We start from the raw sequence: 25,908 nt of genomic DNA on the forward strand, positions 1-25,908 counted from the left end.
CGGCGACGGAGGTGGTTGCGCAGATCGGCCGCAGAGTGATCTTCTCCACACACGGCCCGGCGTGCCACCATGTGTGAGTGGCGCCACATCCCCGGCGCCGCGTGGACGTCCAGCGACGGGCGCTCCGGTGACCCCGGGCTCCGTCGAGGCGGCAAGGCCAGACGGCGAGGAGAGTGGCGTGACTGCGTTGCAGCAGAAGACCACCGAGGTGGTCGATCCCGTACCGGGCGCCGGAGCGCCGCACCTGCCGGGCCAGCCGGACCTGGTCCAGCTGCTGACCCCCGAGGGCGAGCGGGTCGAGCACCCCGACTACGGCCTGGACATCTCGGAGGAGGAGCTGCGCGCCCTCTACCGCGACCTCGCCCTGGTCCGCCGGTGGGACGTCGAGGCGACCGCCCTGCAGCGCCAGGGCGAGCTCGGCATCTGGGCCTCGCTGCTCGGCCAGGAGGCGGCCCAGGTGGGCGCCGGCCGGGCGCTCGCCGAGGGGGACATGGCCTTCCCGACCTACCGGGAGCACGGCGTCGCCTGGACCCGGGGCGTCGACCCGCTGCACGTGATGAGCCTGTTCCGCGGCGTCGACCAGGGCGGCTGGGACCCGGTCGCCCACAGCTTCAACCTCTACACCGTCGTCATCGGGGCGCAGACCCTGCACGCCACCGGCTACGCGATGGGCGTGCAGCGCGACGGCGCGGAGAGCGCGGTGCTGGCCTTCCTCGGTGACGGGGCGACCAGCCAGGGCGAGGTCAACGAGGCGATGATCTGGGCGTCGTCCTTCACCGCCCCCGTCGTCTTCTTCTGCCAGAACAACCAGTACGCGATCAGCGCGCCGATCGAGCGGCAGTCCCGGGTACCGCTGTACCAGCGCGCCGCCGGGTTCGGGTTCCCCGGCGTGCGGGTCGACGGCAACGACGTCCTCGCCGTCCTCGCCGTGACCCGGGCGGCACTCGCCGCCGCCCGCGAGGGCTCCGGCCCCACCTTCATCGAGGCGTTCACCTACCGGATGGGCGCGCACACCACCTCCGACGACCCGACCCGCTACCGGTTGGCCAGCGAGCTGGAGGAGTGGAAGCTGCGCGACCCGATCGCCCGGCTCAAGGCGCACCTGTCCCGCGCCGGCATCGCCGACGCGGACTTCTTCACCGGGGTCGACGCCGAGGGCGACGAGCTGGCCGCCCGGATCCGGAAGGGCACGCTGGAGATGCCCGACCCGGCCGGCACCGAGATGTTCGACCACGTCTACGCAGAGCAGACCCCCGAGCTGGCCCGCCAGCGCGAGGAGTTCGTGGCCTACCACGCCTCGTTCGAGGGGGAGCAGTGACCGAGACGCTGACCATCGGCAAGGCGCTCAACCTCGGCCTGCGCAAGGCCATGGAGGACGACGGCAAGGTCGTGCTCATGGGCGAGGACATCGGCAAGCTGGGCGGGGTCTTCCGGATCACCGACGGCCTGCAGAAGGACTTCGGCGAGGCCCGCGTCGTCGACACCCCGCTGGCCGAGGCCGGCATCCTCGGCACCGCGGTCGGGCTGGCGATGCGCGGCTACCGGCCGGTCTGCGAGATCCAGTTCGACGGGTTCGTCTACCCCGCCTACAACCAGATCGTCACCCAGGTCGCCAAGATCCACGCCCGCTCCCGGGGCCGGATGCCGATGCCGATCGTCATCCGGATCCCCTTCGGCGGTGGCATCGGTGCGGTCGAGCACCACAGCGAGAGCCCCGAGGCCTACTTCGCGCACACCGCCGGCCTGAAGGTGGTCGCCGTCAGCACCCCGGCCGACGCGTACTGGGGGATCCAGCAGGCGATCGCCTCCCCCGACCCGGTCGTCTTCTTCGAGCCCAAGCGGCGGTACTGGGAGAAGGGCGAGGTCGACCCGGACGGCAGCCCCGACCCGCTGTTCGGCTCCCGGGTGGTCCGCGGCGGGGACGACGTCACGGTGCTCGCCTACGGGCCGATGGTGAAGACGGCGCTGCAGGCGGCCGACGCCGTCGCCGAGGAGGGCCGCTCGCTGGAGGTCGTCGACCTGCGCACCCTCTCCCCGCTGGACCTCGACCCGGTCTACGAGTCGGTCCGCCGCACCGGCCGCTGCGTGGTCGTGCACGAGGCGCCGGTGACCCTCGGCCTGGGCGCGGAGATCGCCGCCCGGGTGACCGAGCACTGTTTCCACTCGCTGGAGGCGCCGGTGCTGCGGGTGGGCGGGTACGACACCCCGTACCCGCCGTCGAAGCTGGAAGAGGACTACCTCCCCGACCTCGACCGCGTGCTCGACGCCGTCGACCGAGCGATGGGTTTCTGATGGCCGAGCTGCGCCAGTTCAAGCTGCCCGACGTCGGGGAGGGGCTGACCGAGGGCGAGATCCTGGCCTGGCTGGTCGCCGTGGGCGACACGGTCACCGTCAACCAGCCGCTGTGCGAGGTGGAGACGGCGAAGGCCGCCGTCGAGCTGCCCAGCCCGTTCGCCGGCACGGTCACCGAGCTGCTGTTCGACGCCGGGACGACGGTCGACGTCGGCGCGCCGATCATCACGATCGACGTCGGCGGCGGCGCAGCTGCGGCCCCGGCCGCGGACGCACCGGCCGCCGAGAGCACCGGGTCCGGGCTGATCGGGGAGACCAACGCCAACGGCCGGACGGCGGTGCTGGTCGGCTACGGCCCGCGCAGCACCGAGGCCAAACGCCGTCCCCGCCGGGGGCAGCCGGTCGAGGCCGCAGCTGCCCGGGCCACGGCGCCGCAGGTGCTCCCCGAGGCCGACTACGGCTCGGGCAGCGACCGGCCGCCGCTGCTGGCCACGGCGCCCGACGCCACCGTCAAGCCGGTCCGGCACGGTGGGCTGGAGGCCGCCCGTGCGGCCGAGGCAGCGGCGGCCCGCCGTCCCGCCGAGCCCACCACGTCGGCGCCCTCGGCGACCGCCGGCCGCGGCGCGCCACGCCCGCTGGCCAAGCCGCCGGTGCGCAAGTACGCCAAGGAGCTGGGCGTCGACCTCACCACGGTCCGCGGCAGCGGCACCGGCGGCGTCATCACCCGCGCCGACGTCGACGCGGCCATCGCGGGCCCGTCGTCGCCGGAGACCGCGGCAGGGCCGTCGCGGGAGGCTGCGGCCGGCGACACGCGGATCCCGATCAAGGGGGTGCGGAAGCACACCGCCGCGGCGATGGTGGCCAGCGCGTTCACCGCCCCGCACGTCACCGAGTTCCTCACCGTCGACATCACCCGCACGATGAAGCTGCGCGAGCGCCTGTCCGCGCGGCCGGAGCTGGCCGGGGTGAAGGTCAGCCCGCTGCTGTTCGTGGCCAAGGCGCTGCTGCTGGCGGCGAAGCGGCACCCGATGGTCAACAGCTCCTGGGACGAGGCGGCCCAGGAGATCGTCGTCCACGGCACGGTGAACCTGGGCATCGCCGCCGCCACGCCGCGGGGCCTGATCGTGCCGAACGTCAAGGACGCCGGCCGGCTGTCGCTGGCCGAGCTGGCCGGTGCGCTCAGCGAGCTCACCGAGACCGCGCGGGCCGGGAAGACCCAGCCCGCGGACATGACCGGCGGCACGATCACGATCACGAACGTCGGCGTCTTCGGCATCGACACCGGCACGCCGATCCTGAACCCCGGCGAGTCGGCGATCCTGGCCTTCGGCGCGGTCCGGGAGATGCCGTGGGTGCACAAGGGCAAGGTCGTGCCCCGGCAGGTCACCCAGCTGGCGCTCTCCTTCGACCACCGCATCGTCGACGGCGAGCTGGGCTCCCGGTTCCTGGCCGACGTGGGGGCGCTGCTGCACGACCCCGGCACCGCACTTACGTTCTGACCGTGCGCACCCAGCTCGGTCCCCTGCTGTCCTTCGCCGCCGCCTCCCGGGTCCCCGAGGGGTTCGGTTACCTCGGTGACGACGGGCGGGTGCTCGCCGGCAAGCCGGTGGAGACCTGGATCAGCGCCCGGATGACGCACGTCTTCGGCCTCGGCGCGCTCGTCGGCGAGCCGGGCGCCGAGGAGCTCGCCGCCCACGGGGTGGCCGCGCTGCGCGAGGGCCCGCTGCACGACACCGAGCACGGCGGCTGGCGCTCCGCGGTGGGGGCCGGCGCCGACGACGACACCAAGGCCGCGTACGTGCACGCCTTCGTGGTGCTCGCCGGCTCGACCGCCACCGTGGCCGGCATCGCGGGCGGCCGCGCGTTGCTGGAGGAGGCGCTGGAGGTCTGGGAGCAGCGGTTCTGGGACGACGACGAGGGCCTGGCGGTCGAGTCGTTCGACCGCACCTGGGCCACCAGCGAGGCCTACCGCGGCGCGAACGCCAACATGCACGGGGTCGAGTCGACTCTGGCGGCGGCCGACGCGCTGGCCCCCACCGATCCCGGCGCGGCGGCCCGGCTGCGCACCCGCGCCCTGCGGGCGACGGAGCGGATCGTGCACCAGTGGACCCGGGAGCGGGACTGGCGGCTGCCCGAGCACTTCACCCCCTCGTGGGAGCCGTTGCCCGAGTTCAACCGGGACCGGCCGGCCGACCCGTTCCGCCCGTACGGCGTCACCGTGGGGCACCAGTTCGAGTGGGCCCGGCTGTGCCTGCACCTGGCTGCGGCGCTGGGCGAGGACGCGCCCGGCTGGCTGCACACCGACGCGGACGGGCTGTTCCTGGCCGCTGCCGAGCGGGGCTGGGCGGCCGACGGGCACGAGGGCTTCCCGTACACGCTGGACTGGGACGACCGTCCGGTGGTCGCCGCCCGGATGCACTGGGTGGTCACCGAGGCGATCGCGGCCGCGGCCGTCCGCCACGCCGTGCTCGGCGATCCGCAGTCACTGGCGCTGCAGCAGCGCTGGGAGGAGCTGGGTGACCGGCTGTTCCTGGACCCGGCGGTGGGCAGCTGGCACCACGAGCTCACCCCGGAGGGCGCGGTGGGCAGCGGCACCTGGGCGGGCAAGCCGGACGCGTACCACCTGGCGCAGATGCTGCTGCTGCCCGGACGCCCGGTGCGGGGCAGCGTCGCCGCCGCCGTCCTCGCGTCGCGCTGATCCGAGGCGGGATCCCGCTACGGTGCACCAAGATCACGGCGCCGTCCGGCGTCGGGGTGACCGTCGAGGAGGAGCTGGACCATGAGCGGAGCAGGGAGCGGCCGCACCGCCCGGCACGCGCAACTTCCGGAGCCGCTGGGGATGCCGACCCTGCTCCGGTGGCGTCGCATCGGCCTGACGGCGGGCACGGTGGCGGTGCTCGCCGTCCTCGGGTTCCTGGCCGTCGCGGTGGTGCAGGACGGCGTCGGCCGCCTGGTGAGCGCGTTCGTCCTGGTCTCGGCCCTCGTCTGTGCGCTGGCTGCGCTGAGCTTCCTGCGGCGGGCCTGGGCCGAGCCCGAGGTCGCCGACGACCCGCAGGTCGTCCGGGCCCGGCGCTGGGCGGGCATCGCCTCGGCCTCCTGGCTCCTGGCGATCGTGCCCGGTCTCGCGGTCCGGCTCCTGCCCGAGTCGTTCGACTGGCTCCGCTGGCTGGTGCTGGCCCTGGGCGCCTCTGCCGCGCTCGCCTTCACGGCGATGCTCGTGCTCACGGCCCGCTGGCGCCCCGCGCGCTGAGAGCGCGACCGTTCCGACGGGGTCGTCGGGCAACTGCGGATCTTGTTTGTCGATCGTCCACGTCCGGGTAGGGGGCGACTGGACGTACGAGACCCCTGAGCAGAGGAGGCTCCCCATGGCGAACGTGGAGAAGTCGATCGACGTGGACGTGCCGATCCGGCAGGTCTACGACCAGTGGACCCAGTTCGAGACGTTCCCCCAGTTCATGAACGGGGTCGAGCGGATCACCCAGCTCGACGACCGGCACACCCACTGGGTCACCAAGATCGGCGGGGTCGAGCGCGAGTTCGACGCCGAGATCACCGAGCAGCACCCGGACGAGCGGGTGGCCTGGAAGAGCACCGACGGCAAGTCGCACGCCGGCGTCGTCACCTTCCACAAGATCAGTGACACCACGACCCGGGTGATGGTCCAGATCGACTGGGAGCCCGACGGCGTCGTGGAGAAGGTCGGGGCGGCGGTCGGCGTCGACGACCGGCAGATCAGCGCCGACGTCAAGCGTTTCAAGGAGTTCATCGAGAGCCGCGGCACCGAGACCGGTGCCTGGCGCGGGGACGTGCCGCGCGAGGGCTGAAGGAACACCCCGTTCTCCTCATCCCTCGCAGGCTCGGGACGAGTGTCTGAACGGGGCCCGACGGCGCCCGCTCCCTCAGCTCGAGGGGGCGGGCGCCGTCGCGTTCGTCCGGGGGTCGGATCCGATGTGCAGTGCACGACCGGATGGGGCATGGGTTCGTCATGACCACAGCGACCCCGCTGCGCGCACTCGCGCTGACCTGCAGCCTCAAGCCGTCCCCCGCCCCCTCCAGCACCGACCTGATCGCCCGCCAGGTGCTCGACGCCCTGGCCGAGCACGGCGTCGAGGGTGAGCTGCTCCGGGTCGTCGACCACGACGTCAAGCCCGGCGTCGAGGTGGACATGGGCGACGGCGACGCGTGGCCGTCGATCCGGGAGAAGGTCCTGGCCGCCGACGTCCTGCTGATCGCCACGCCCACCTGGGTCGGGCAGATGAGCAGCGTCGCCAACCGGGTCGTGGAGCGGCTGGACGCCGAGATCTCCGAGACCGACGACCAGGGCCGGCCGCACACCTTCGGCAAGGTCGGCATCGTCGCCGTCGTCGGCAACGAGGACGGCGCCCACAAGATCAGTGCCGACCTGTTCCAGGCGCTGGACGACGTCGGCTTCACCGTCCCGGCGCAGGGCGCCACGTACTGGAACGGCGAGGCGATGCACGGCACCGACTACCAGGACCTCGACGAGACGCCGGAGGCGACCGCCACGACGACGGCCACCGTGGCCCGCAACGCCGCGCACCTGGCCCGGCTGCTGAAGGCCTCGCCCTACCCGCCGGCCTCCTGAGCCGCCGACGACAGCGCCCGTCCCCCTGCCGGGGGACGGGCGCTGTCGTCGTCTCAGGCCCTTCGAACGGGGCCGTGAGGTCCTACTCGGCGTCGAGGTCGCTGGCGACCATGTCGGCGATCCGGTCGAGCACCGCCTCGTCCTCACTGTCGACGACGACCTCTGTGCCCTGCTTGGCGCCGAGCGTCATGATCATCAGCGGCGAGCCGGCGTCGATCGGGTTCCCGCCGGGAGTGGCCAGCGTGACCGGCACCCCGGACTTCGAGACGGCCTCGGCGATGAGGGCGGCCGGACGGGCGTGCAGGCCGACGGCGGAGCCGACGGTCACGGTCTTGGAGGGCATCAGTGCCTTCTTTCTGGTCGGCGTGCTGGTGGTCAGTGTGCCGGACGGCCGGCGGGGGCCCCCGGCCCGGCAGTGGCCGGGCGGGGGTCGTCGGCCAGGTCGGTGGTCAGGTCGGCGTCCTCGGCCGGGGCGGCGGGCTTCCGGCCGATGCTCTTGGCCAGGGTCACCGCGACGCCGCCGACGGCCGCACCGATGAGCACGGCCAGGATGAACAGGACGGCGTTGCTCATCGCGAAGAACACGAACACGCCGCCGTGCGGGGCGCGGAGCTCCAGCCCCAGCCCGGCGACGATCGCCCCGGTGGTCGCTCCGCCGAGCATCATCGAGGGGATGACCCGCAGCGGGTCGGCAGCGGCGAACGGGATGGCGCCCTCGGAGATGAACGAGGCGCCCAGCAGCCAGGCCGCCTTGCCGTTGTCCCGCTCGGCCGGGGTGTACAGCCTCGGCCGCAGGACCGTGCTGGACAGCGCCATCGCCAGCGGCGGCACCATTCCGGCCGCCATCACCGTGGCCATGATCACCAGCGGACCGCTGGTGGCGGCGGCGGTCAGCCCGGTCGTGGCGAAGACGTAGGCCGCCTTGTTGACCGGCCCGCCCAGGTCGAAGCACATCATCAGGCCCAGGATGACCCCGAGCAGGACCGCCGAGGTGCCGGTCAGCCCGTTGAGGAAGTCGCCGAGGCCCTCGAGCGCGGCGGCCAGCGGGCGGCCCAGCAGGACCACCATGATGCCGCTGGAGATCAGCGTGGCCAGCAGCGGGATGATCACGACCGGCTGCAGGCCGCGGGCGAAGGTCGGCAGCTTCCAGCGGCTGATCCAGAGCGCCGCGAAACCGGCGATGATGCCGCCGACCAGGCCGCCGAGGAAGCCGGCACCGACGGTGAGGGAGACGGCACCGACGACGAAGCCGGGGACGATGCCGGGCCGGTCGGCGATGGCGTAGGCGATGTAGCCGGCCAGCGCCGGGACGAGGAAGCCGAACGCAGCCTGACCGAGCACGGTGAACAGCGCGCCCAGGTAGCCGAGCAGGCCGCCGCGGAGGTAGTCGACCCCGGGGTCGCCGGGCAGGTCGAAGAAGTTGTTGTTGAGCGCCCAGTTCAGCGCGTAGCTCTGCGCGCCGTCCGTGGTCGGGTCGGTGTTGACGATCGGGTAACCGGCGAAGAGGAAGCCCAGCGCGATGAGCAGGCCGCCTGCGGCGACGAACGGGATCATGTAGCTGACGCCGGTGAGCAGCCAGCGCCGGATCTCCGACCCGGTGCTGGGCCGGTCACCGCTCGCCGCGGGCGCCGCCGCCCCGGCGCCGGCGGTGCCGGGCACCCGGCGGCCGTTCGGGTCGTCGGCGACGGCCAGCGCCTCGCGGATCATCACCTCGGGCTCGTTCATCGCCCGCTTCGTCCCGGACTGCACCAGCGGCTTGCCGGCGAAGCGGTCCCGGTCCTTGACCCCGACGTCGACGGCGAAGATGACGGCGGTGGCCTGGCTGATCACCGACGGGTCCAGCGGGGTCGAGCCCGAGGAGCCCTGGGTCTCCACGTGCAGCTCGACGCCCATCTCCTTGGCCGCGGCGGTGAGCTTGTCGGCGGCCATGTACGTGTGCGCGATGCCGGTGGGGCAGGCGCTGACCGCGACGATGCTGCGGCCGGCCGTCGCCGGGGCGGGCTCGGCTGCCGGGGTGGGCGCTGTCGCGCCGGCGGCGGTGGCGCCGCCGGTGGTCTGCGGGGCCGCAGCGGCCGGTGCCTCCGGCGGGGAGACGACGTCCTGCACCAGCGCGACGATCTCGTCGGCGGAGCCGGCGGCGCGCAGCGAGGCGACGAACTCCGGGCGCACGAGCGCCCGAGCCAGGGCGGTGAGCAGGGTCAGGTGGTCGGCGTCGCCGTGCTCGGGGGCGGCGATGAGGAAGGCCAGGTCGGCCGGGCCGTCGGGCGCGCCGAAGTCGACCTTCGGGTCCAGCCGGGCGAAGGCCAGCGATGCCTGGGTCACCGCGGCGGAGCGGCAGTGCGGGATGGCGATGCCACCGGGCAGGCCGGTGGCGGCCTTCGCCTCCCGGGCCATCGCGTCGGCGTGCAGGTCGTCAGCGCCGGTGGCCCGGCCACTGGCGGCGACCAGGCCGGCCAGCCGGCGGACGACGGCGTCCTTGTCGTGACCGAGGTCGGCGTCGAGCGCCACCAACTCGGTCGTGATGAGTGCGGACATGGTGGTTCCCCCGGGTGTTCTCAGCGAGCGCCGGCGGCCGGGACGGCCTCGGCGGGAGTCGGGTGGTCGGGCGGGCCGGCGGTGACGGTGACCGCAGCCGGGTCCACCTGCGTGGGTGTCGGCACGGCGGAGCCGGGCAGCGCGGCGCTGGCGGCGCCGTAGGCCACCGCCGACCGCAGCCGGTCGGCGGGCGCGGCACCGGCGAGGGCGGCCAGCAGGTACCCGGCGAGGCTGCAGTCGCCGGCGCCGACCGTGCTGCGGACGGTGACCCGCGGCGGGCGGGCCGACCAGACCTCGCCGTCGGCGGTGGAGAGCAGCGCCCCGTCGGCACCGAGGGTCAGCAGCACCTCGGCCACGCCCCGCTGGTGCAGGGTGGCGACCGCGGCCAGCGCGGCCGCGGGGTCGCCGGTCACGACCTCCTCGGGCACGCCGGCCAGCTGGGCCAGCTCCTCGGTGTTGGGCTTGAGCAGGTCGGGAGCCGACTCCGGGCCGGCGGCCAGCAGCGCCAGCAGGGGCGCCTCGGAGGTGTCGACGGCGATGCGGGCGCCGGTGCTGCGGAGTGCGCGGACGAGCGTGGCGTACCAGTCGCGCGGCACCCCCGGGGGGAGCGATCCGGAGAGCACGACCCAGCTGGCGGTGGAGGCGTGCTCCAGCAGGGCGTGCTGCAGCGCGGCGAGCGTCGGCTCGTCCAGCCGGGCGCCGGGCTCGTTGAGCTTGCTCGTCGTCCCGTCGGGCTCGGTGAGCGTGTAGTTGGTGCGCACCGGGGTGTCGATGGGCACGCTGGCCAGGTGCAGGCCGAGCGCGTGCAGGGCGCGGACGATCGGGTCGTCGTCGGCGGCCGGGAGCACCGAGACGACCTCGGCCCCTGCCGCGGCCACGGCCCGGGAGACGTTGACCCCCTTGCCGCCGGGCTCGGTGTGGCTGCCGCCCAACCGGGTCACCGCGCCGCGGTCCAGCGGGCCGGGCAGGTCCAGCGTCCGGTCCAGGCTCGGGTTGGCGGTCAGCGTGACCACCCGCCCGCCCGGTGCGGAGTCCGTCCTCATGCGACGAGCACCTCGATCCCCTGTTGCTCGAGCTCGGCGACGACGGCCGGGTCGGCCTCCTCGTCGGTGACCAGGACGTCGACGTCCTCGATGGCCGCGAAGCGCACCAGGTGCTCACGGCCGAGCTTGCTGCTGTCGCCGAGCACGACGACCCGCTGCCCGGCGCGCGCCATGGCCCGCTTGACCGCCGCCTCGGCCTCGTCGGGCGTGGTGAAGCCGAAGCCCGCGCTGATCCCGTTGGTGCCCAGGAAGACGACGTCGGCCCGCAGGTCGGTGAGCGCGGCGAGGGTGGACTCCCCGACGGCGGACTGGGTGATCCCGCGGACCCGCCCGCCGAGCACGTGCAGGGTGATGCCCGGGGAGCCGGAGAGCCGGGCGGCGATCGGCACCGAGTTGGTGGCGGTCACCAGCGGCCGGTCGCCGGGGAGCAGCTCGGCCAGCGCCGCGGTCGAGCTGCCGCCGTCCAGGATCAGGCTGCCGTTGGCAGGTGGCAGGAGCGTGAGCGCCGCGGTGGCGATGCGGCGCTTGGCCTCGATGCGGGTGCCGCGCCGCTCGCCGAGCGCGGGCTCCACCACGGTCAGCGTCCCGACGGGGACGGCGCCGCCGTGCACCCGGCGCAGCATCCCGGCACGCTCGAGGACGGCGAGGTCGCGGCGGACGGTCTCGGTGGTCACCCCGAAGTGCTCGGCGACGGCGGTGACGGCGACCCGGCCGCGCTGGGTGACCAGGCCGGCGAGCGCCTGCTGGCGTTCCTCCGCGTACATGCTCACCCCCGGGGTCGCGCTGTACTGACAGATCGGGCCGATGCCCGATCATGTGGCTATCGGCCCGCTTTCATGTTGTTCTACGTGGGATCAGTTGACAAGTCAAGGGTTGCTGGTGACTCTGGTCACCGGATGCAGCATTGTCGTTGCGCCGCCCCCAGTCATCTACGACGGAGCTCGTCCGACCGGACACCCCCCGGCCCGAGCAGACAGTGAGGCCCCCGATGTCCAGCACGCCGACCGGGACCCGGATCGCCCCGGACGCCCTGACCGGAGCGACCGTCTTCACCGGGACCCCGGTCGTCCCAGGTGTGGCCGCCGGCCCTGTGGTGCGCCCGGTCGGGGCCATCGAGCTGCCGCCGGCCGACGGGCCGGTCGTCCCGGAGCAGCAGCGCACGGCCGAGAAGGAACGGTTCACCTCGGCGGCCGACGCGGTGGCCGAGCGGCTGGCCGGCCGGGCTGCGGCGGCGACCGGCGTGAGCGCCGAGGTGCTGAACACCACGGCGCAGCTGGCCCGGGACCGTGGGCTGCTGTCGGCCGTGGAGCAGCGCATCGGCGACGGCGCCTCGGCGGAGGCCGCAACGGTGGGCGCCGCGGCACAGTTCGTCGACCTCTTCGTCAGCCTCGGCGGCGTGATGGCCGAGCGGGCCACCGACGTCCGCGACGTCCGCGACCGGATCGTCGCCGAGCTCACCGGCCAGGGTGAGCCGGGGGTGCCCGCGCCGGAGACACCGTCGGTGCTGCTCGCCGACGACCTCGCACCGGCCGACACCGCCGGCCTGGACCCGTCCCGGATCGTCGCGCTGGCCACCCGGCTGGGTGGGGCCACGAGCCACACCGCGATCATCGCCCGCCAGCTCGGCCTGCCCTGCGTGGTGGGCGTCGGCGGGCTCTCCGAAGTCCCCGAGGGCGCGATGGTGCTGGTCGACGGCGAGCAGGGCACCGTCACCGTCGACCCCGACCCGGAGGAGGCCCGCACCCGGGTGGCCGCCGCCCAGGAGGCCGCTGCGGCGCTCGCCGGGTACCGCGGGCCGGGCACGACCCGCGACGGCCACCCCGTCCAGGTGCTGGCCAACGTGCAGGACGGCGCCGGGGCGCGGGCCGCGGCGGCGGCGCACGCCGAGGGGGTCGGCCTGCTCCGCACCGAGCTCGCCTTCTTCGGCCGCACCGAGGAGCCGTCGGTCGAGGAGCAGGCGGAGATCTACGCCGGCGTCTTCGCGGCCTTCCCCGAGGGCAAGGTCGTGCTCCGGACGCTGGACGCGGGCTCGGACAAGCCGCTGCCCTTCGCCACCCCGCCGGACGAGGCGAACCCGGCCCTCGGGGTGCGCGGGCTGCGCACCGCCCGTCGTGACCCCGGCCTGCTGACCCACCAGCTGGACGCCGTGGCGCAGGCCGCCAGCAGCACCGGCGCCGCCCCCTGGGTGATGGCCCCCATGGTGGCCACCGTCGCCGAGGCCGCGGAGTTCGCCGCCCAGGTGCGGGAGCGGGGCATGGTGCCCGGCGTCATGGTGGAGGTGCCCTCGGTCGCCGTGCTCGCCGACCGGTTCCTGGAGCACCTGGACTTCCTGTCGATCGGCACCAACGACCTGTCGCAGTACACGCTCGCCGCCGACCGGCTCTCCGCCGACCTGGCCGACCTGACCGACCCGTGGCAGCCGGCGTTGCTGGCGCTGGTGCAGGCGACGGCGGCGGCCGGTCAGCGGGCGGGGAAGCCGGTGGGGGTCTGCGGCGAGGCGGCTGCCGACCCGATGCTGGCCTGCGTGCTGGTGGGCATGGGGATCAGCTCGCTGTCCTGCGCCGCGTCCTCGGTGGCCGGGGTGGGTGCGCGGCTGGCGACGGTGGACCTGGCCACCTGTCAGCGGGCTGCGGAGGCGGCACTCGCCGCAGCCGACCCCGCCTCCGCCCGCGCCGCCGTGCGTGAGGTGCTGCTCGCCGGCGACTGAGGTCCCCAGTCCGCGCAGGCCCGTGGCGGGCCCGCAGAGGGGGAGAGCGCCCGCGCCCCGTCGGTCGAAGGTGACCGGCGGGGCGCTGACGTCTCCAGGACGACGTCGATCACGCCGCAGAGGTGACCGACTGCACTCCGTAGGCGCTGGACAAGTGGCGCAAAGGTGACGGATCCATGGCCACCACCCCCTCCGAGTGAAGATTCCATCGGAAACTCCAGCGACACGACCTTGGATCCGTTGGAATACCAGCCGCTACGCCTGGTTTAATACAGACGTAACACCCACTCAGGACCACCGGAAGAAGGCAGTGACATGAGCAGCGTGACCTCCAGCTGGCGTCAGCGTCGGCAGGCGTCGCGTACGCGGCGGGCAGTGGATGCCGCCGTGGCCCGCACCAGCAGCCCCGCGATGCGCGACGACCTGCTGACCCTGGCCAACAGCAGCCAGTTCACCAACATCCTGCGCTGATCGACCCCCGCCGTCGACGACGACGGCGGACGCAGGCACGCACCGCGACCCCGACTCCCCCTGGGAGCCGGGGTCCTCTGCTGTGTGGGTGCATGCGTTGCGTGTTGTCGCCGGCCTGCGGCCCCGTCCAGAGGCTCGCCCCGAGCTCGCGAGGGGTGAGGAGGACGGGGTCCTTTCAGTCGCGGAGGCGGGACCGCAGGGCTGCCTGCTCGTCGGCGCCGAAGCCGTGCTGCTCCAGCCAGCCGACCGGGCCGCCCCAGCGCTCGTCGAGCAGCTCCAGCACCCGGCGCATCGACTCCGCCCGCGGGGTGTGGCTGCCGACGTCGCGCCGGGTCATGTCCTCGGCATAGGTGGGGCTGCTGGCCAGCTTGGCGACGAGCGCGTCGATGACCTCGGCGGTCTGCGCGTAGTCGGCGATGATCGCTTCCGGCGTCGCGCCGGCCACCGCGAGCGCCAGGGCGCAGATGACGCCGGTGCGGTCCTTGCCCGCGGCGCAGTGCACCACGGCGGCACCGGGGCCACCGGCGGCGAGCGAGCGGAGCGCGGCCAGCACGTTCTCCGTGCCGTCGGTCAGGTAGCCGAGGTAGGAGCGGACGGCGGGCGGCTCGCCCGCGTCCCCGGGCGTGACCTGGCGGGGGAGGATCGACTCCGCCCAGTCGGCCGGCAGCTGGGCCCGGATCTCCTCGTCGGTCTCCTCGGCGGCGAAGACGTCGGTGCGCATGCCGCGCTCGACCAGCAGGGTGAAGTGCCGGTGGGTGACCGAGTCGACGTCGCGCAGCGGGCTGCGGCCCTCCAGCAGGATCTCCGCGGTGGTGCGCAGGTCGACGACCTCGGTGAGCCCCACCTCCTCGACCAGCGCGGCGACGTCGGCCTCGCTGAGGGTCTGCAGGTTGTCGCTGCGCAGGACCCGGCCGAACTGCGTCGTCCCGCCGTCGGTGGTGGGCAGCCCGCCCAGGTCACGGGTGTTCGTCGTCCCGTCCAGGTGCAGCCAGCGGTCGGTGCGGGTGGAGGTCACGCCCTCGACCGTACGACGTCAGGCCAGCGCCAGCAGCTCCCGGCACACCGCGAGCAGCCGCTCCCGCAGCACCGCGCCGCGGTCGGCGAAGCCGCGCTGGGCGGCGCCGTACTCGGCCTTGCCCTCCGGCGTCTCCACCGCGACGGGTGCGTACCCGTGGCTCGTGAGGTCGTAGGGGGAGGCGCGCATGTCCAGCTCGCGGACGTCGGCGGCCAGCGCGAAGCAGTCGGCCAGCAGCTCACCGGGCACCGCGGGACCGAGTTTGTAGGCCCACTTGTAGAGGTCCATCGTGGCGTGCAGGCAGCCCGGCTGCTCCAGCTGCTGCTGCGTCTCCCGGGTCGGCGTCAGCGTGTTCCGCGGGGCGCCGGCCCGGGTGAAGAACCGGAACGCGTCGATGTGGCTGCACTGCACCCGGTGCGACTCGACGACGGCGTCGGTGCCGGCCTGCCCCAGCCGCAGCGGCAGCTGCTCGTGCCGCACCTCGCCGTCGCCGGGGCGGTAGAGCATCGCCCACTCGTGCATCCCGAAGCAGCCGAACTGGCCCGGGCGGCTCGCCGTCCCGCGCAGCAGGCCCTCGACCCAGCCGACCGATGCCCGCCGCTTGGCCAGGAACGCCGGGACGTCGAGCCCCACCCCACGCACCGGCTCTCCCGCGGCGTCCCGGGCGTCGACCTCCGCGTAGAACGGCCAGCTCAACCGCTCGGTGGCGGCCTCGCCGGTCAGCACGACCCCGACCCCGGGGTGCCACCGGCGCAGCCGGGCTGGCGTCTCGGAGTAGTAGGTGAAGAGGAAGTCCAGCACCGGGTGGGCGACCCCGGTGCGACGGCGCTCCTGGTGCGGGGTCAGCCAGGTGTCCATCCGCTGCCGGTGGGCGCCGGCCCGGGCCGTCCACGCCGCCTCGGGCAGCACCGTCGGCGCGGGGGCGAGCACGGGGAGCACCGGCCCAGGGTAGGCGTGCACGCACCACCCATGACGCGTGTCACCGCCCGTCCGTGCACCGGCGGGGAGAAGTCGTGCGCCCCGGCACCTGTGCCGGCCGCGGAGTGGCAGCAACGTGGGGGATGCGTCCGACAGACCGGCCCGACGGCGGCCGGCGGCGCATCGAGGAGGTCGACCGTGCACCCCAGCGCCCCACCAGTGTCCGCGCCCGTCGAGGCCGCTCCCGCGATCGAGGTGCGGGACCTGCGGCGCAGCTACGGCGACTTCGAGGCGGTGCGGGGCGTCTCCTTCGAGGTCCGGCCCGGGGAGGTGCTCGCCCTCCTGGGGGTCAACGGCGCCGGCAAGACCTCTGCCCTGGAGGTGCTGGAAGGGCTCGCCGCCGCGGGCGGCGGGACCGTCCAGGTGCTGGGCATGGACCCGGTCGCCGAGCGGGCCCGGGTCCGCCCGCACCTGGGCGTGCTGCTGCAGAGCAGCGGCCTGCCCGGCGACCTCACCGTCGCCGAGACCCTGCACACGTGGGCCGGCACGCTGACCGCACCCCGGCCCGTCGAGGAGGCCCTGGCCCAGGTCCGGCTCACCGGCCGCGCCGACGTCCGGGTGCGCAGCCTCTCCGGGGGTGAGCGACGGCGTCTGGACCTCGCGCTGGCCCTGCTCGGCCGGCCCGACGTCGTCGTCCTCGACGAGCCGACCACCGGGCTGGACCCGGAGTCCCGACGGCAGGTCTGGGAGCTGGTCCAGGGGCTGGTCGCCGACGGTGCCGCGGTGCTGCTGACCACCCACCACCTGGAGGAGGCCGAGGAGCTCGCCGACCGGGTGGCGATCATGCGCGCGGGGCACGTCGTGCTGTCCGGCACCCAGGCCGAGATCGCCGAGACCCAGCCGGCGACCATCCGGTTCACCCTCGACGACGACGCCCCCCCGCCGCCGGTGCCCGCCGGCGCGCAGGTGGTCACCCAGGGCCGGCGGGTCGAGTGGCACACCCGCGCGCTGCAGCCGGTGCTCGCCGAGCTGCTGGCCTGGGCCGCCGAGCACGGCGTCGTCCTGCGGACCCTGCTGGCCCGCGCGGGCTCGCTGGAGCAGGCCTTCCTCGCCGTCGCCGACGGCGCCGACCCGCACCGCACCCCGGAGGAGAACCGATGAGCACCGTGACTCCCGATCGCAGCACCCTCGACCGCCCCACGAACGGCCCCTCCCGGCTCTCCCGGGCCTGGTCCCTGGCCTCCGCCGAGACCCGGCTGCTGGTCCGCAACCGGACCGCCCTGGTGAACTCGGTCCTCCTGCCGCTGCTGTTCGTCGCGGCCGTCCCGGCCCTGGGCCTCGACGAGGGCGAGTTCCCCTACGGTGCCCGGCTGCTGGTGACCGCCGTCGGCATCAGCCTGGTGATGGTCACCTACTACAACCTGGTCACCACCTACGTCGCCCGCCGGGAGGACCTGGTGCTGCAGCGGATGCGCACCGGGGAGCTGACCGACGTCGAGGTGCTGGCCGGCACCGCTGCGCCCACCGTGTTCGTCACGCTCGGCCAGGTGGTGGTCATCGCCGCGGGCGTGGTGCTGCTCGGTGAGTGGTCGGCCCCCGCCGACGTCGTCCTGCCGCTGGTCGCCCTGCTCGCGGGGACGCTGCTGATGGTCGTGCTGGCCGCGGCGAGCACGAGCTTCACCCGGACGCCGGAGTCCGCGCAGATCACCACGCTGCCGATCATCGTGGTCTCCACCGGGCTGTCCGGCGTCTTCTACCCGCTCTCCGTGCTGCCCGAGGCGCTGGGCCAGATCGCCCGGTTCCTGCCGCTCACCCCGGTCGTCGAGCTGCTGCAGCTGGGTCTGGCCGGCCAGACGTGGCAAGGCGACGCGGTCGACGGCAGCGTCTGGCCGCACGCCGGCATGCCGCTGGCGGTGCTCGCCGGCTGGCTGGTCGTGGGCTCGATCGCCGCCCGGCGCGGGTTCCGGTGGGCTCCCCGCCGGTGAGGTCCCGCCCCCGGGACGGTCGGTACGGCAGCATGACCGCCGTGCCGACCGTCTCCCGCTGGTGGAACAGCCGGACGGCGCCGCAGCGGATCGACCTCTACACCCGCTGGTCCTTCTACTTCTTCCTGGCCGGGCTGCCGCTCTTCGCCCTCGCGGTGGTGGGGGCGGCGGTCGAGGGGGCGGCGCCGACGGCGGGGTCCTGGCTGTTCGTCGCCGGATCGGTCGCCACCGCGGCGGTGGCGGTGCAGCTGACCCGGCGGGGGTTGGCGGCGCACCTGGCCGGGCGGCCGCTCCCCGGGCGGCTCGCCGTCCTGGCGTTCTGCGCCGCGGGGGCGACGGCGGCCGGCGGGGTCTGGGCGTTCGCCGACCGCGATGCGTCGGTCGCGGTGCCGTGGTCGGTCACCCTGCCTCTCGGTGCGGTGCTCATCGCCTGCTCGACGGTCTGGACCACCCGGCAGCTCGCCCCGCAGGCAGTGGGCATCGGGGTGCTCAGCGGCTTCGTCACCTCGCTCGGCGACGCGCACCCTGCCGCGGCCGTCGTACAGGGCCTGGTGATGGCCACGACGGTGCTGTTCGTGGTCCTGGCCTTCCGGTTCACCGTGTGGGTGCTCGACGTCGTGCTGGAGATGGAGCGCAGCCGCGGCGTGCAGCTGCAGCTGGCGGTGGCCGAGGAGCGGTTGCGGTTCGCCCGTGACCTGCACGACGTCATGGGCCGCAACCTCTCCGCGATCGCGGTGAAGAGCCAGCTGGCCGGGGAGCTCGTGCGCCGGTCCCGGCCGGAGGCGGCCGACGAGGTCGCCGACATCAGCCGGATCGCCGAGGCGTCGCTGAAGGAGGTGCGGGAGGTGGTCCGCGGCTACCGCCGGACCGACCTCACCGGCGAGCTCGCCGGGGCACGCTCCGTGCTGCGCGCGGCCGGCGTGGGCTGCACGGTGCAGGGTGAGGACGGCGCCGGCACCCTGCCCGAGCCCGTGCAGGCCGCGCTGGGCTGGGTGGTGCTGGAGGCGGTCACCAACGTGCTGCGGCACAGCGAGGCCGCCGAGTGCACGATCACGCTGGAGCGAGGGAGTGGAGAGGTGCGGCTGACCGTGAGCAACGACGGCGTCGCCGCCGACCCGGGTGAGGGCAACGGCCTGACCGGGCTGCGGGAGCGACTGGCCGGTGCCGGCGGGACCCTGCACGCCGGCCGGGACGACGACCGGTTCACCGTCACCGCCACGCTGCCCACCGGGGGTGCGGCGTGATCCGGGTGCTGCTCGCCGACGACGAGAACCTGGTCCGCTCCGCCTTCGCCGCGCTGCTGGGCCTGGAGGACGACCTCGAGGTGGTCGCCCAGGCGTCGTCGGGGGCAGAGGCGCTGGCGATGGCCCGGGCGCACACCCCGGACGTCGCCGTCCTGGACCTGCAGATGCCCGACCGGGACGGGATCAGCGTGGCCGGCGAGCTCACCACGCTGCTGCCCGGCTGCGGGCTGGTCATCGTCACCGGGCACGGGCGACCGGGGCACCTCAAGCGGGCCCTCGAGGCCGGGGTGCGGGGGTTCCTGCCGAAGACGGTCAGCGCGACCGTGCTCAGCGACGTGGTGCGCACGGTGCACCGGGGCGGGCGCTACGTCGACCCGGAGCTGGCCGCCGAGGCGATCAGCGCCGGGGACAGCCCGCTGACCCCGCGCGAGGCCGACGTCCTGGAGCTGGCCGCCGGCGGGGCCCCCGTGGAGGAGATCGCCGCACGGGCGCACCTGTCGCCGGGGACGGTCCGCAACCACCTGTCCGCGGCATCGGCCAAGCTGGGTGCGCCGAATCGGCACGCCGCGGTGGACACGGCGCGCCGGCACGGCTGGATCTAGGAGGACCCCCTTGCCCCCCACTGCTCGCACGCCCGCAGCGGGACCCTGCACGGGGGCCGGGGGGCAGGGGGTGCTCCGTCAGGAGTTGCCGGGGCGGGTGACGGAGTCCTCGCTCTGGGCGTCGTCGTCGGTGAGCAGGACGGTGTCCTTCTCGCCGCCGTCCCCGCGGTCGTGGCCGGAGGTGCCGTCGACCAGGTCGCCGTCGGGGTCGGAGGTCGCCGGGGAGTCGTGGTAGCCGCTGCCGGTGGGTTCGGTCATGGGGTGGGCCTCTCGATCAGGGGTTCAGGACGGGGCGCGCTGCGCCGGCGAGGAGCCCGGTCGGCACGGGCGTCCTCGTGGACGTCGTCCCCCGCCCATGCCCGCGATCCCCGGGCCTCATGCACCGCCGGCCGCCTCCCCCGGTGCGGGGAGGCGGCCGGCAGTGGGGGTCCTCGTTCAGAACGCGGCTTCGTCGACGTCCATGAGGGCGTTGTCGGTGTGCTCGACGATGAACCGCTCGCTGGTGAGCGTCGGCAGCACCTGGGCGCAGAAGAAGCGGGTGGCGGCGAGCTTGCCCTCGTAGAAGTGCCGGTCGGACTCCGACACCTCGCCGTCCAGCGCGGTCAGCGCGACCTCGGACTGGCGGACCAGCAGCCAGCCGGTGATCAGGTCACCGGTGGCCAGCAGCAGCCGGGAGGTGTTCTGGCCGACCTCGTAGAGCTTGCGGACGTCGGTCTGGGCCGCGGTGAGCTGGCCGAACATCGCGGTCAGCATGCCCTGGACGTCGCCGAGCGCGGTCGCCAGCAGCGCCCGCTCCTCCTTGAGCCGCCCGTTGCCGGCCTCCGCCGTGACCGTCGCCTGGACCTGCTCGGCCAGCCAGGTCAGCGCGACCCCGCCGTCCCGGACGATCTTGCGGAAGAAGAAGTCCTGCCCCTGGATCGCCGTGGTGCCCTCGTAGAGGGTGTCGATCTTGGAGTCCCGGATGTACTGCTCGATCGGGTGGTCCTGCAGGTAGCCGGAGCCGCCGAGGGTCTGCAGCGACTCGGCGGTGAGCAGCTGGGTGGCCCGCTCGGAGCCGTGGCCCTTGACGATGGGCAGCAGCAGGTCGTTGAGCTTGGCGGCGAGGACGGCCTCGGGGCTGTCGGCCGTGCCGGCGGCCTCGGCCGCCATGACCTGGTCGCGGAAGGTCGCGGTGTACAGGTACAGCGCACGCATGCCCTCGGCGTAGGCCTTCTGCAGCATCAGCGAGCGCCGGACGTCGGGGTGGTGGGTGATGGTCACCCGCGGGGCGTCCTTGCTGCTGGCGGTGAGGTCGGCGCCCTGCACCCGCTCCTTCGCGTAGGCCAGTGCGACCTGGTAGCCGGCGGAAAGGGTCGCGATCGCCTTGGTGCCGACGAACATCCGGGCGTACTCGATGACCTTGAACATCTGGGCGATGCCGTCGTGCACGTCGCCGACCAGCCAGCCCTTCGCCGGCACCGGGCCGTCACCGAAGCTCAGCTCGCAGGTGGTGGAGACCTTCAGGCCCATCTTCTTCTCCACGCCGGTCACGTACACGCCGTTGCGCTCGCCGAGCGCGCCGGTGGCCAGGTCCACGTGGTACTTCGGGACGAAGAACAGCGACAGGCCCTTGGTGCCCTGCTTCGCGCCCTCGGGGCGGGCCAGGACCAGGTGGACGATGTTGTCGCTCAGGTCGTGCTCGGCAGAGGTGATGAACCGCTTCACCCCGGTGAGGTGCCAGGAGCCGTCGGGCTGCTGCACCGCCTTGGTGCGCCCGGCGCCGACGTCGGAGCCCGCCTCGGGCTCGGTGAGCACCATGGTGGCGCCCCAGAGGTGCTCGATCATCAGCTCGGCCAGCCGCTGCTGGTCCGGGGTGCCCAGGGAGTGCAGGATCGCGGCGAAGGTGGGGCCGGAGCCGTACATGAACGCCGCGGGGTTGGCGCCGAGCATCATCTCGAAGGCGGCCCAGCGCAGGCTGAACGGTGCGCCGAAGCCGCCGAGCTCGTCCGGCAGGTCGAGGCGCCACCACTCGCCGGCGTTCACCGCCCGGACCGACGCCTTGAACGACTCGGGCAGCGTCACCGAGTGCGTCGCCGGGTCGAACACCGGCGGGTTCCGGTCGGCGTCGGTGAAGGAGGCGGCGAGCGGGCCCTCGGCGAGCCGCCGGACCTCGGCCAGCACCCCGCGGGCCGTCTCGGCGTCCATCTGCTCGAACGGCCCGGTGCCGAACCTGTCCTTGGTGCTCTGGAACTCGAACAGGTTGAACTCGAGGTCGCGCAGGTTCGCCGTGTAGTGGCTCATGGAGGGTGCTCCCGTGCTCGCTGTTGCCCGCGAGCAGGTCCTACTCGCGGGTAACAAACGCTATTACCGCTCGGTCGCCAGGGGCAAGCGCCGCGCCGCCCCCGGCCCTCCGGGGGGTCAGTCCCTGCCGTGCGCGTCGGGCTCGGTCTCCGGGGGCGGGTAGACCGGGCCGGCCATGCCGTCGGCGTCGTCCTCGCCCTGGGTGGGGGAGACGGCACCGCCCAGCGGCTCGACGTCCCGGTCGTCCTGCGGTCCCTGCGCTGAGCTGGTCATGTCCCGAGTCTCGACCGCGCGCGGCCGGGCGGCGAGCCGGCGGGTCAGTCGTCCAGGACCGGGCCGGCCTCGTGGCGAGGGTGCCCGGACGTGCGCTCGCCCTGCTTCATCCGCGCCTCGAGCACGTGCCGGTCACCGCCGGCCAGCTCGTCGCGGGCGCGCTGGTCGAAGGCGCGGTAGGTGCTCCAGTAGTTGGCGTCGTAGTCCTCCACGACCTGGAAGGTCCACCGGTCGGCGATCACGTTGCGGCCGACGAGGTCGCGGTCGAGGTCGTCGGCGAGCTCGGTGTGCCCGGCGTCGCGGAGGCCGGTGACGGCGTCCTGCAGGAGGAGGTCGGCCTTGCCGGTGAGCTGGTGGAAGCCGTACAGCAGGCCGCGGGCCTGTTCGACGGTCTCGAGGGACTCGGAGAGCTTGCCGAGGGCGGCGACGGTGGCGTCGTCCAGGTCCGGACGCGAGCGGTCGGTCATGCGCCCAGTCTGTCGTCCTGGTTCAGGCGACGGCGAGGTCGATGAGCTGCTCGGCCAGCTGGCGCCCGTGCGAGGCGGGGCCGTCGGGGCCGAGGAGGCCGCCGGAGAGGTACATCCCGTCGATGATCAGGTGGACCTGCGCGGCCAGGTCGTCGCCGCCGCCGGGGATCAGCTGGTCGGCCAGGCCCTCGAGCCGGGCGTGCAGCTCGAACTTGTAGTCGGCGGCCGCGCTGCGGGCGGGGTGCTGCGGGTCGTCGTACTCGCTGCTGACGTTGGTGAACGGGCAGCCGCGGAAGCCGACGCTGGTGACGTCGGCCTCGACGGCGTCGACGACGGAGAGGAGTGCGGCCCGCGGGTCGTCCCGGTGTCGGTCCAGCTCGGCGTCGATGGAGGAGAGCACGGTGGCGGCCTTGCGCGAGAGGTAGGCGCCGACCAGGTCGTCCTTGCTCTTGAAGAGCCGGTAGACCGTCATCTTGCCCAGGCCGGTCTCCCGGACCAGCTCGTCCATCCCCACGCTGCGGGAGCTGCGCGCCGAGAAGAGACGCTCGGCGGTGTCCAGGACGATCTCCTGCCGCTCCGCGCGGGAACGACGGGCCGGGACGGCGCCGTCCTCAGGTGCGTGGAGGGAGAGGGCTGCTGCGGTCACGGTCTGATCGTGCAGCACATCGTGACGGAGCGGTTCGCGGCACGCCGGGGTGCGCAGGCCCCTGACCAGCACGTCCGGGGCGGGAGGGGCGGCCCGGGGCGGTGGGGGACTGTGAGGCGCCTGTGACTCTCCGCGAGGGGTGCTGGTCGGAGGCCCTCAGTTGCGGCGGATCCGCCGGGGGTTGGCCAGCATCCGGATGGCCGTCGCCTGCTGCGGCGTCTGCTCCTCGTCGGCGGTGGTCGTCTCGTCCAGCTGCGGGTCGCGTTCGTCGTCGTGCACGTGTCCCACCCTCCTCGCCCGGGCCTGCGGAGGGACAGCCCCCGGACGGGTGGACGACGGAGACGTCGATCACCTGGTCCGGTCGGGCACCAGCTGAGGCACGTCCAGCACCGGTGCGGCGGTCTCCCGCGGTGCGCGGGCCCGGGTGAGGGGCAGCGTGACCGCCCAGGTCAGCACGGCAAGGGTGGTGACGAAGAAGCTCGGCGGGAGGTTGACCATCGCCGAGAGCACCAGGCCGAACCAGACGCTGCCCAGGGCGATGGCCACGGCGATCGCGGCCACCAGGCCGGGCCGGGCGGTCATCCGCAGCGCCGCCGCGGCCGGGGTGACCACGAGCGCGAACAGCAGCAGCGTGCCCACCACCTGCACGGCCATCGTGATGGTCAGCGCGAGCAGGACGACGAAGGCCACGCCCAGGGCGCGCACCGGCACCCCGCGGGCCTCGGCCACGGTCGGGTCCACCGAGGCGAACACGAGCGGCCGAGCGATGACCGCGAGCACGCCGACCACGAGCAGGGTGAACCCGCCGAAGACCCACAGCTGGTCGGTGCTGATGGCCAGCAGGTTGCCGAACAGCACGGTGGTCGTGCTGCTGGCGTTGGCCGTGGCCAGCGAGGCGAACAGCACGCCGAGGCCGGTGGCGAACGCGAGGATCGTGCCGGTGGCCACCTCCCGGTCGGCCACCCGCTTGCCGAACAGCCCGATCAGCAGCCCGCCGCCGACGCAGAACACCGCCAGGCCCAGCGTGACCGGGGCGCCGATCAGGATGGCGCCGGTCGCGCCGGGGAAGCCGATGTGGGCCAGGGCGTGGGCGGCGAAGGCGTTCTGCCGGGTGACGACGAACCAGCCCATCAGGCCGGCGGCCAGCGCGACCATCGAACCGCCGAGCAGGGCGTGCTGCATGAACGTGGTCTGCAGCACCTGCAGCCAGTTCTCCTGGAAGGTGACCACGGCTCAACCGCCCCGGGTGAAGAGATCGCCCTGCGCGGTGCGCACCACCCGGACCGGGGTGCCGTACAGGTGGGTGAGCAGGTCCTCGGTGACGACGGCGTCGATCGGGTCGTGGTGCGGGTGGCCGTCGAGCAGGTAGACGGCGTCGGTGAGCACGGGCAGCAGTGGGTTGAGGTCGTGCGCGACGACCAGCACCGTGACCCGGCGCTCGCGGGCGCGCACCGCCTCGCCGAGTGCGGCGGTGTAGTTCTGCGGCACGTAGCCGATCCGGCGGTCGCCGCGGCTGGGGGTGCGGCCCAGCACCTCGACCCGCCCGCCGGCCGGCGGCAGCATGCCGAGGACCAGCTGGAACAGCGTGGTCTTCCCGGCACCGTTGGGGCCGATGACCCCGACCACGGCGCCCGCGGGCACGGTGAGCGTGCCCTGCGACCAGACCACCCGGCCGCCGCGCACCACCGAGACGTCGTCGAGGACGAGCGCCGGTGGCCGCGCGGCGACCTGGTCGGCCGTCGGGACGTCTGTCACTGACCCCCACCGAGTGCGTTCGAGAGCTGCTGCAGCTGGTCCAGCTGCCAGGACACGAAGGACGACTCCCCGTCCGGCGCCGACTCGGTGACCTCGACGACCGGCACGTCGGCAGCCTCCGCCGCGGCGCGCAGCTGCTCGGGGACGCTGCCCTCCGTCTGAGAGTTGTACACCAGCACGTCGACCGATCCGTCGGTCAGCGCCGCCTCGAAGGCGGCCACGTCGCCGGGCGCGGGGTCGGTCTCGTTGCTGGCGGCGTCGCGGTAGCCCTCGGGGGTGGCGTCGGTCAGGCCGATCGCCTCGGCGGTGTACTGGAACACGCTCTCCGTGGCGGCGTACGAACGCCCGGCGGCCGCGGTCTGCAGCGCCGCCAGCTCGTCCAGGTAGGGCTGCAGGTCCGCCTCCCAGGCCTCCGCCTGCTCGGCGAAGTGGTCGGCGGCGTCGGGCGACAGCTCGCTGAGCTGCTCGGTCACCGCGGCGGCGACGTCCTGGACGTACTCCGGGGAGTACCACAGGTGCGGGTTCACCCCGCCGTGACCGTGCTCTTCCTCGGCGTGCTCCTCCCCCTCCTCCTCGGCGTGCTCCTCGCCCTCCTCCTCAGCGTGCTCCTCGCCCTCGGCGCCGACCACCTCGGCCGCATCGACGACGGTCGGCGCGGGGTCGAGGGTGGCGACGGCGTCGGCGGCCCAGTGGTCGTAGTCGGCGCCGTTGAGCACGACCATCTCGGCGTCGGAGAAGGCCGCGATGTCGGCGGTCGTCGGCTCGTAGTCGTGCGGGTCGACCGCGGAGGAGGCGAGCACGGTGGTGACGTTGGTGCAGTCCCCGCCCAGCTGCTCCACGATCGAGCCCCACTGGCTCACCGAGACGACGACGTCGAGCACCTCGCCGGGGCAGTCCGCCTCGTCGGCCTGGGTCGTCGTGGTCCCGGCGCCGGCGCTGGAGCCGCCGCAGGCGGCGAGGGTCAGCGTGGCGGTGGCGGCCACGGCGGCGAGCGTCGGACGGCGGAACAGGTCGAGGCGGCGCACGGGAGGTCCTCACGAGAGCAGTTACTGGGAATGGTCGTCACAAT

General features: G+C 74.1%; 28 protein-coding genes. 13 read left to right on the forward strand and 15 right to left on the reverse strand.

Annotated features, from left to right (window positions below; genetic code table 11):
* Window positions 1-178 precede the first annotated feature (178 nt).
* The 7 genes from pdhA (at window position 179) to O2W53_RS08685 (ending at window position 6,898) form a co-directional block, all read left to right on the forward strand.
* A complete protein-coding gene (gene pdhA / locus O2W53_RS08655; RefSeq protein ID WP_269162655.1) occupies window positions 179-1,318 on the forward strand; it encodes a pyruvate dehydrogenase (acetyl-transferring) E1 component subunit alpha in 1,140 nt (379 codons plus the stop codon).
* On the forward strand, window positions 1,315-2,292 hold the full coding sequence (locus O2W53_RS08660) for an alpha-ketoacid dehydrogenase subunit beta (protein WP_269162656.1): 978 nt from the start codon (window positions 1,315-1,317) through the stop codon (window positions 2,290-2,292). The genes pdhA and O2W53_RS08660 overlap by 4 nt, the downstream gene beginning before the upstream one ends.
* A complete protein-coding gene (locus tag O2W53_RS08665; protein WP_269162657.1) occupies window positions 2,292-3,791 on the forward strand; it encodes a dihydrolipoamide acetyltransferase family protein in 1,500 nt (499 codons plus the stop codon). Before O2W53_RS08660 ends, O2W53_RS08665 begins: the two co-directional genes overlap by 1 nt.
* Before the next feature lie 2 nt (window positions 3,792-3,793).
* Window positions 3,794-4,990 (forward strand): AGE family epimerase/isomerase, encoded by a 1,197-nt coding sequence (locus O2W53_RS08670; protein WP_269162658.1) that lies wholly within the window; start codon window positions 3,794-3,796, stop codon window positions 4,988-4,990.
* 81 nt (window positions 4,991-5,071) lie between these two features.
* A complete protein-coding gene (locus tag O2W53_RS08675; RefSeq protein ID WP_269162659.1) occupies window positions 5,072-5,542 on the forward strand; it encodes a hypothetical protein in 471 nt (156 codons plus the stop codon).
* A 115-nt stretch (window positions 5,543-5,657) separates the two neighbouring features.
* A complete protein-coding gene (locus O2W53_RS08680; protein ID WP_269162660.1) occupies window positions 5,658-6,116 on the forward strand; it encodes an SRPBCC family protein in 459 nt (152 codons plus the stop codon).
* Window positions 6,117-6,277: 161 nt separating this feature from the next.
* On the forward strand, window positions 6,278-6,898 hold the full coding sequence (locus tag O2W53_RS08685; protein ID WP_269162661.1) for a flavodoxin family protein: 621 nt from the start codon (window positions 6,278-6,280) through the stop codon (window positions 6,896-6,898).
* Between the two features lie 82 nt (window positions 6,899-6,980).
* Here O2W53_RS08685 and O2W53_RS08690 read toward each other — a convergent pair whose 3' ends face one another.
* Genes O2W53_RS08690 through O2W53_RS08705 form a run of 4 tightly spaced genes read right to left on the reverse strand, consistent with a single transcriptional unit; the run spans window position 6,981 to window position 11,240 of the window.
* A complete protein-coding gene (locus O2W53_RS08690) occupies window positions 6,981-7,241 on the reverse strand; it encodes an HPr family phosphocarrier protein (protein WP_269162662.1) in 261 nt (86 codons plus the stop codon).
* Between the two features lie 32 nt (window positions 7,242-7,273).
* Window positions 7,274-9,433, reverse strand: coding sequence for a PTS fructose transporter subunit IIABC (locus O2W53_RS08695; protein ID WP_269162663.1), 2,160 nt, complete (start codon window positions 9,431-9,433; stop codon window positions 7,274-7,276).
* Between the two features lie 20 nt (window positions 9,434-9,453).
* Window positions 9,454-10,476: a 1-phosphofructokinase family hexose kinase gene (locus O2W53_RS08700; RefSeq protein ID WP_269162664.1), complete on the reverse strand. Its 1,023-nt coding sequence runs from the start codon at window positions 10,474-10,476 to the stop codon at window positions 9,454-9,456.
* Window positions 10,473-11,240 carry a DeoR/GlpR family DNA-binding transcription regulator gene (locus O2W53_RS08705; protein WP_036336305.1) on the reverse strand — a complete coding sequence of 256 codons (768 nt, stop codon included), beginning with the start codon at window positions 11,238-11,240 and terminating at the stop codon, window positions 10,473-10,475. Before O2W53_RS08705 ends, O2W53_RS08700 begins: the two co-directional genes overlap by 4 nt.
* Window positions 11,241-11,464: 224 nt before the next feature.
* Here O2W53_RS08705 and O2W53_RS08710 point away from each other — a divergent pair, with 224 nt between their 5' ends.
* Window positions 11,465-13,183: a phosphoenolpyruvate--protein phosphotransferase gene (locus O2W53_RS08710; RefSeq protein ID WP_269162665.1), complete on the forward strand. Its 1,719-nt coding sequence runs from the start codon at window positions 11,465-11,467 to the stop codon at window positions 13,181-13,183.
* Window positions 13,184-13,498: 315 nt separating this feature from the next.
* Entirely contained in the window at window positions 13,499-13,654 is a 156-nt protein-coding gene (locus O2W53_RS08715; RefSeq protein ID WP_269162666.1) for a hypothetical protein, read from the forward strand.
* A 175-nt stretch (window positions 13,655-13,829) separates the two neighbouring features.
* On the opposite strand, the gene O2W53_RS08720 is transcribed toward O2W53_RS08715, so the two are convergent.
* Window positions 13,830-14,669, reverse strand: a complete 840-nt coding sequence (locus tag O2W53_RS08720) for a tyrosine-protein phosphatase (RefSeq protein WP_269162667.1) — start codon at window positions 14,667-14,669, stop codon at window positions 13,830-13,832.
* Window positions 14,670-14,687: 18 nt separating this feature from the next.
* The gene (locus O2W53_RS08725) at window positions 14,688-15,608 is read right to left on the reverse strand and encodes a 3-methyladenine DNA glycosylase (RefSeq protein ID WP_269162668.1); all 921 of its coding nucleotides are present in this window, start codon (window positions 15,606-15,608) and stop codon (window positions 14,688-14,690) included.
* Window positions 15,609-15,785: 177 nt separating this feature from the next.
* On the opposite strand from O2W53_RS08725, the gene O2W53_RS08730 reads away from it, so the two are divergent.
* The 4 genes from O2W53_RS08730 to O2W53_RS08745 are packed head-to-tail and all read left to right on the forward strand — an operon-like array spanning window position 15,786 to window position 19,418.
* Window positions 15,786-16,748 (forward strand): ABC transporter ATP-binding protein, encoded by a 963-nt coding sequence (locus O2W53_RS08730; protein WP_269162669.1) that lies wholly within the window; start codon window positions 15,786-15,788, stop codon window positions 16,746-16,748.
* Complete coding sequence (locus O2W53_RS08735) at window positions 16,745-17,572, forward strand: ABC transporter permease (protein WP_269162670.1); 828 nt, start codon at window positions 16,745-16,747, stop codon at window positions 17,570-17,572. Before O2W53_RS08730 ends, O2W53_RS08735 begins: the two co-directional genes overlap by 4 nt.
* A 41-nt stretch (window positions 17,573-17,613) precedes the next feature.
* Window positions 17,614-18,816, forward strand: coding sequence for a sensor histidine kinase (locus O2W53_RS08740; protein ID WP_269162671.1), 1,203 nt, complete (start codon window positions 17,614-17,616; stop codon window positions 18,814-18,816).
* Window positions 18,813-19,418, forward strand: coding sequence for a response regulator transcription factor (locus O2W53_RS08745; protein WP_269162672.1), 606 nt, complete (start codon window positions 18,813-18,815; stop codon window positions 19,416-19,418). The genes O2W53_RS08740 and O2W53_RS08745 overlap by 4 nt, the downstream gene beginning before the upstream one ends.
* A gap of 78 nt (window positions 19,419-19,496) precedes the next feature.
* Here the strand turns inward: O2W53_RS08745 and O2W53_RS08750 are convergent, their stop codons facing one another.
* From O2W53_RS08750 to O2W53_RS08790, 9 genes are all read right to left on the reverse strand, one after another.
* The gene (locus O2W53_RS08750; protein WP_269162673.1) at window positions 19,497-19,676 is read right to left on the reverse strand and encodes a hypothetical protein; all 180 of its coding nucleotides are present in this window, start codon (window positions 19,674-19,676) and stop codon (window positions 19,497-19,499) included.
* Window positions 19,677-19,853: 177 nt separating this feature from the next.
* Window positions 19,854-21,698, reverse strand: coding sequence for an acyl-CoA dehydrogenase (locus O2W53_RS08755; protein WP_269162675.1), 1,845 nt, complete (start codon window positions 21,696-21,698; stop codon window positions 19,854-19,856).
* Between the two features lie 117 nt (window positions 21,699-21,815).
* The gene (locus O2W53_RS08760) at window positions 21,816-21,971 is read right to left on the reverse strand and encodes a hypothetical protein (RefSeq protein WP_164703369.1); all 156 of its coding nucleotides are present in this window, start codon (window positions 21,969-21,971) and stop codon (window positions 21,816-21,818) included.
* 44 nt (window positions 21,972-22,015) lie between these two features.
* Entirely contained in the window at window positions 22,016-22,438 is a 423-nt protein-coding gene (locus O2W53_RS08765) for a hypothetical protein (protein ID WP_269162676.1), read from the reverse strand.
* Between the two features lie 22 nt (window positions 22,439-22,460).
* Complete coding sequence (locus tag O2W53_RS08770; RefSeq protein ID WP_269162677.1) at window positions 22,461-23,084, reverse strand: TetR/AcrR family transcriptional regulator; 624 nt, start codon at window positions 23,082-23,084, stop codon at window positions 22,461-22,463.
* A 156-nt stretch (window positions 23,085-23,240) separates the two neighbouring features.
* Window positions 23,241-23,363 carry a hypothetical protein gene (locus tag O2W53_RS08775; RefSeq protein ID WP_269162678.1) on the reverse strand — a complete coding sequence of 41 codons (123 nt, stop codon included), beginning with the start codon at window positions 23,361-23,363 and terminating at the stop codon, window positions 23,241-23,243.
* 69 nt (window positions 23,364-23,432) lie between these two features.
* A complete protein-coding gene (locus O2W53_RS08780; RefSeq protein ID WP_269162679.1) occupies window positions 23,433-24,314 on the reverse strand; it encodes a metal ABC transporter permease in 882 nt (293 codons plus the stop codon).
* Between the two features lie 3 nt (window positions 24,315-24,317).
* On the reverse strand, window positions 24,318-24,839 hold the full coding sequence (locus O2W53_RS08785) for an ATP-binding cassette domain-containing protein (RefSeq protein WP_269162680.1): 522 nt from the start codon (window positions 24,837-24,839) through the stop codon (window positions 24,318-24,320).
* Window positions 24,836-25,864 carry a metal ABC transporter solute-binding protein, Zn/Mn family gene (locus O2W53_RS08790; RefSeq protein ID WP_269162681.1) on the reverse strand — a complete coding sequence of 343 codons (1,029 nt, stop codon included), beginning with the start codon at window positions 25,862-25,864 and terminating at the stop codon, window positions 24,836-24,838. Before O2W53_RS08790 ends, O2W53_RS08785 begins: the two co-directional genes overlap by 4 nt.
* Window positions 25,865-25,908: the final 44 nt, after the last annotated feature.

The organism is Modestobacter sp. VKM Ac-2978 (assembly GCF_026968025.1).
In the GTDB taxonomy this organism is placed as follows: domain Bacteria; phylum Actinomycetota; class Actinomycetes; order Mycobacteriales; family Geodermatophilaceae; genus Modestobacter.

What these genes read in the sequence shown, in the direction of transcription:
- O2W53_RS08705 (WP_036336305.1), bottom strand. Translation starts at nt 11,240, where the DNA reads ATGTACGCGGAGGAACGCCAGCAGGCGCTCGCCGGCCTGGTCACCCAG.
- O2W53_RS08755 (WP_269162675.1), bottom strand. Translation starts at nt 21,698, where the DNA reads ATGAGCCACTACACGGCGAACCTGCGCGACCTCGAGTTCAACCTGTTC.
- O2W53_RS08710 (WP_269162665.1), top strand. Translation starts at nt 11,465, where the DNA reads ATGTCCAGCACGCCGACCGGGACCCGGATCGCCCCGGACGCCCTGACC.
- O2W53_RS08680 (WP_269162660.1), top strand. Translation starts at nt 5,658, where the DNA reads ATGGCGAACGTGGAGAAGTCGATCGACGTGGACGTGCCGATCCGGCAG.
- O2W53_RS08760 (WP_164703369.1), bottom strand. Translation starts at nt 21,971, where the DNA reads ATGACCAGCTCAGCGCAGGGACCGCAGGACGACCGGGACGTCGAGCCG.
- O2W53_RS08685 (WP_269162661.1), top strand. Translation starts at nt 6,278, where the DNA reads ATGACCACAGCGACCCCGCTGCGCGCACTCGCGCTGACCTGCAGCCTC.
- O2W53_RS08765 (WP_269162676.1), bottom strand. Translation starts at nt 22,438, where the DNA reads ATGACCGACCGCTCGCGTCCGGACCTGGACGACGCCACCGTCGCCGCC.
- O2W53_RS08715 (WP_269162666.1), top strand. Translation starts at nt 13,499, where the DNA reads ATGAGCAGCGTGACCTCCAGCTGGCGTCAGCGTCGGCAGGCGTCGCGT.
- O2W53_RS08735 (WP_269162670.1), top strand. Translation starts at nt 16,745, where the DNA reads ATGAGCACCGTGACTCCCGATCGCAGCACCCTCGACCGCCCCACGAAC.
- O2W53_RS08700 (WP_269162664.1), bottom strand. Translation starts at nt 10,476, where the DNA reads ATGAGGACGGACTCCGCACCGGGCGGGCGGGTGGTCACGCTGACCGCC.
- O2W53_RS08695 (WP_269162663.1), bottom strand. Translation starts at nt 9,433, where the DNA reads ATGTCCGCACTCATCACGACCGAGTTGGTGGCGCTCGACGCCGACCTC.
- O2W53_RS08690 (WP_269162662.1), bottom strand. Translation starts at nt 7,241, where the DNA reads ATGCCCTCCAAGACCGTGACCGTCGGCTCCGCCGTCGGCCTGCACGCC.
- O2W53_RS08665 (WP_269162657.1), top strand. Translation starts at nt 2,292, where the DNA reads ATGGCCGAGCTGCGCCAGTTCAAGCTGCCCGACGTCGGGGAGGGGCTG.
- O2W53_RS08675 (WP_269162659.1), top strand. Translation starts at nt 5,072, where the DNA reads ATGAGCGGAGCAGGGAGCGGCCGCACCGCCCGGCACGCGCAACTTCCG.
- O2W53_RS08750 (WP_269162673.1), bottom strand. Translation starts at nt 19,676, where the DNA reads ATGACCGAACCCACCGGCAGCGGCTACCACGACTCCCCGGCGACCTCC.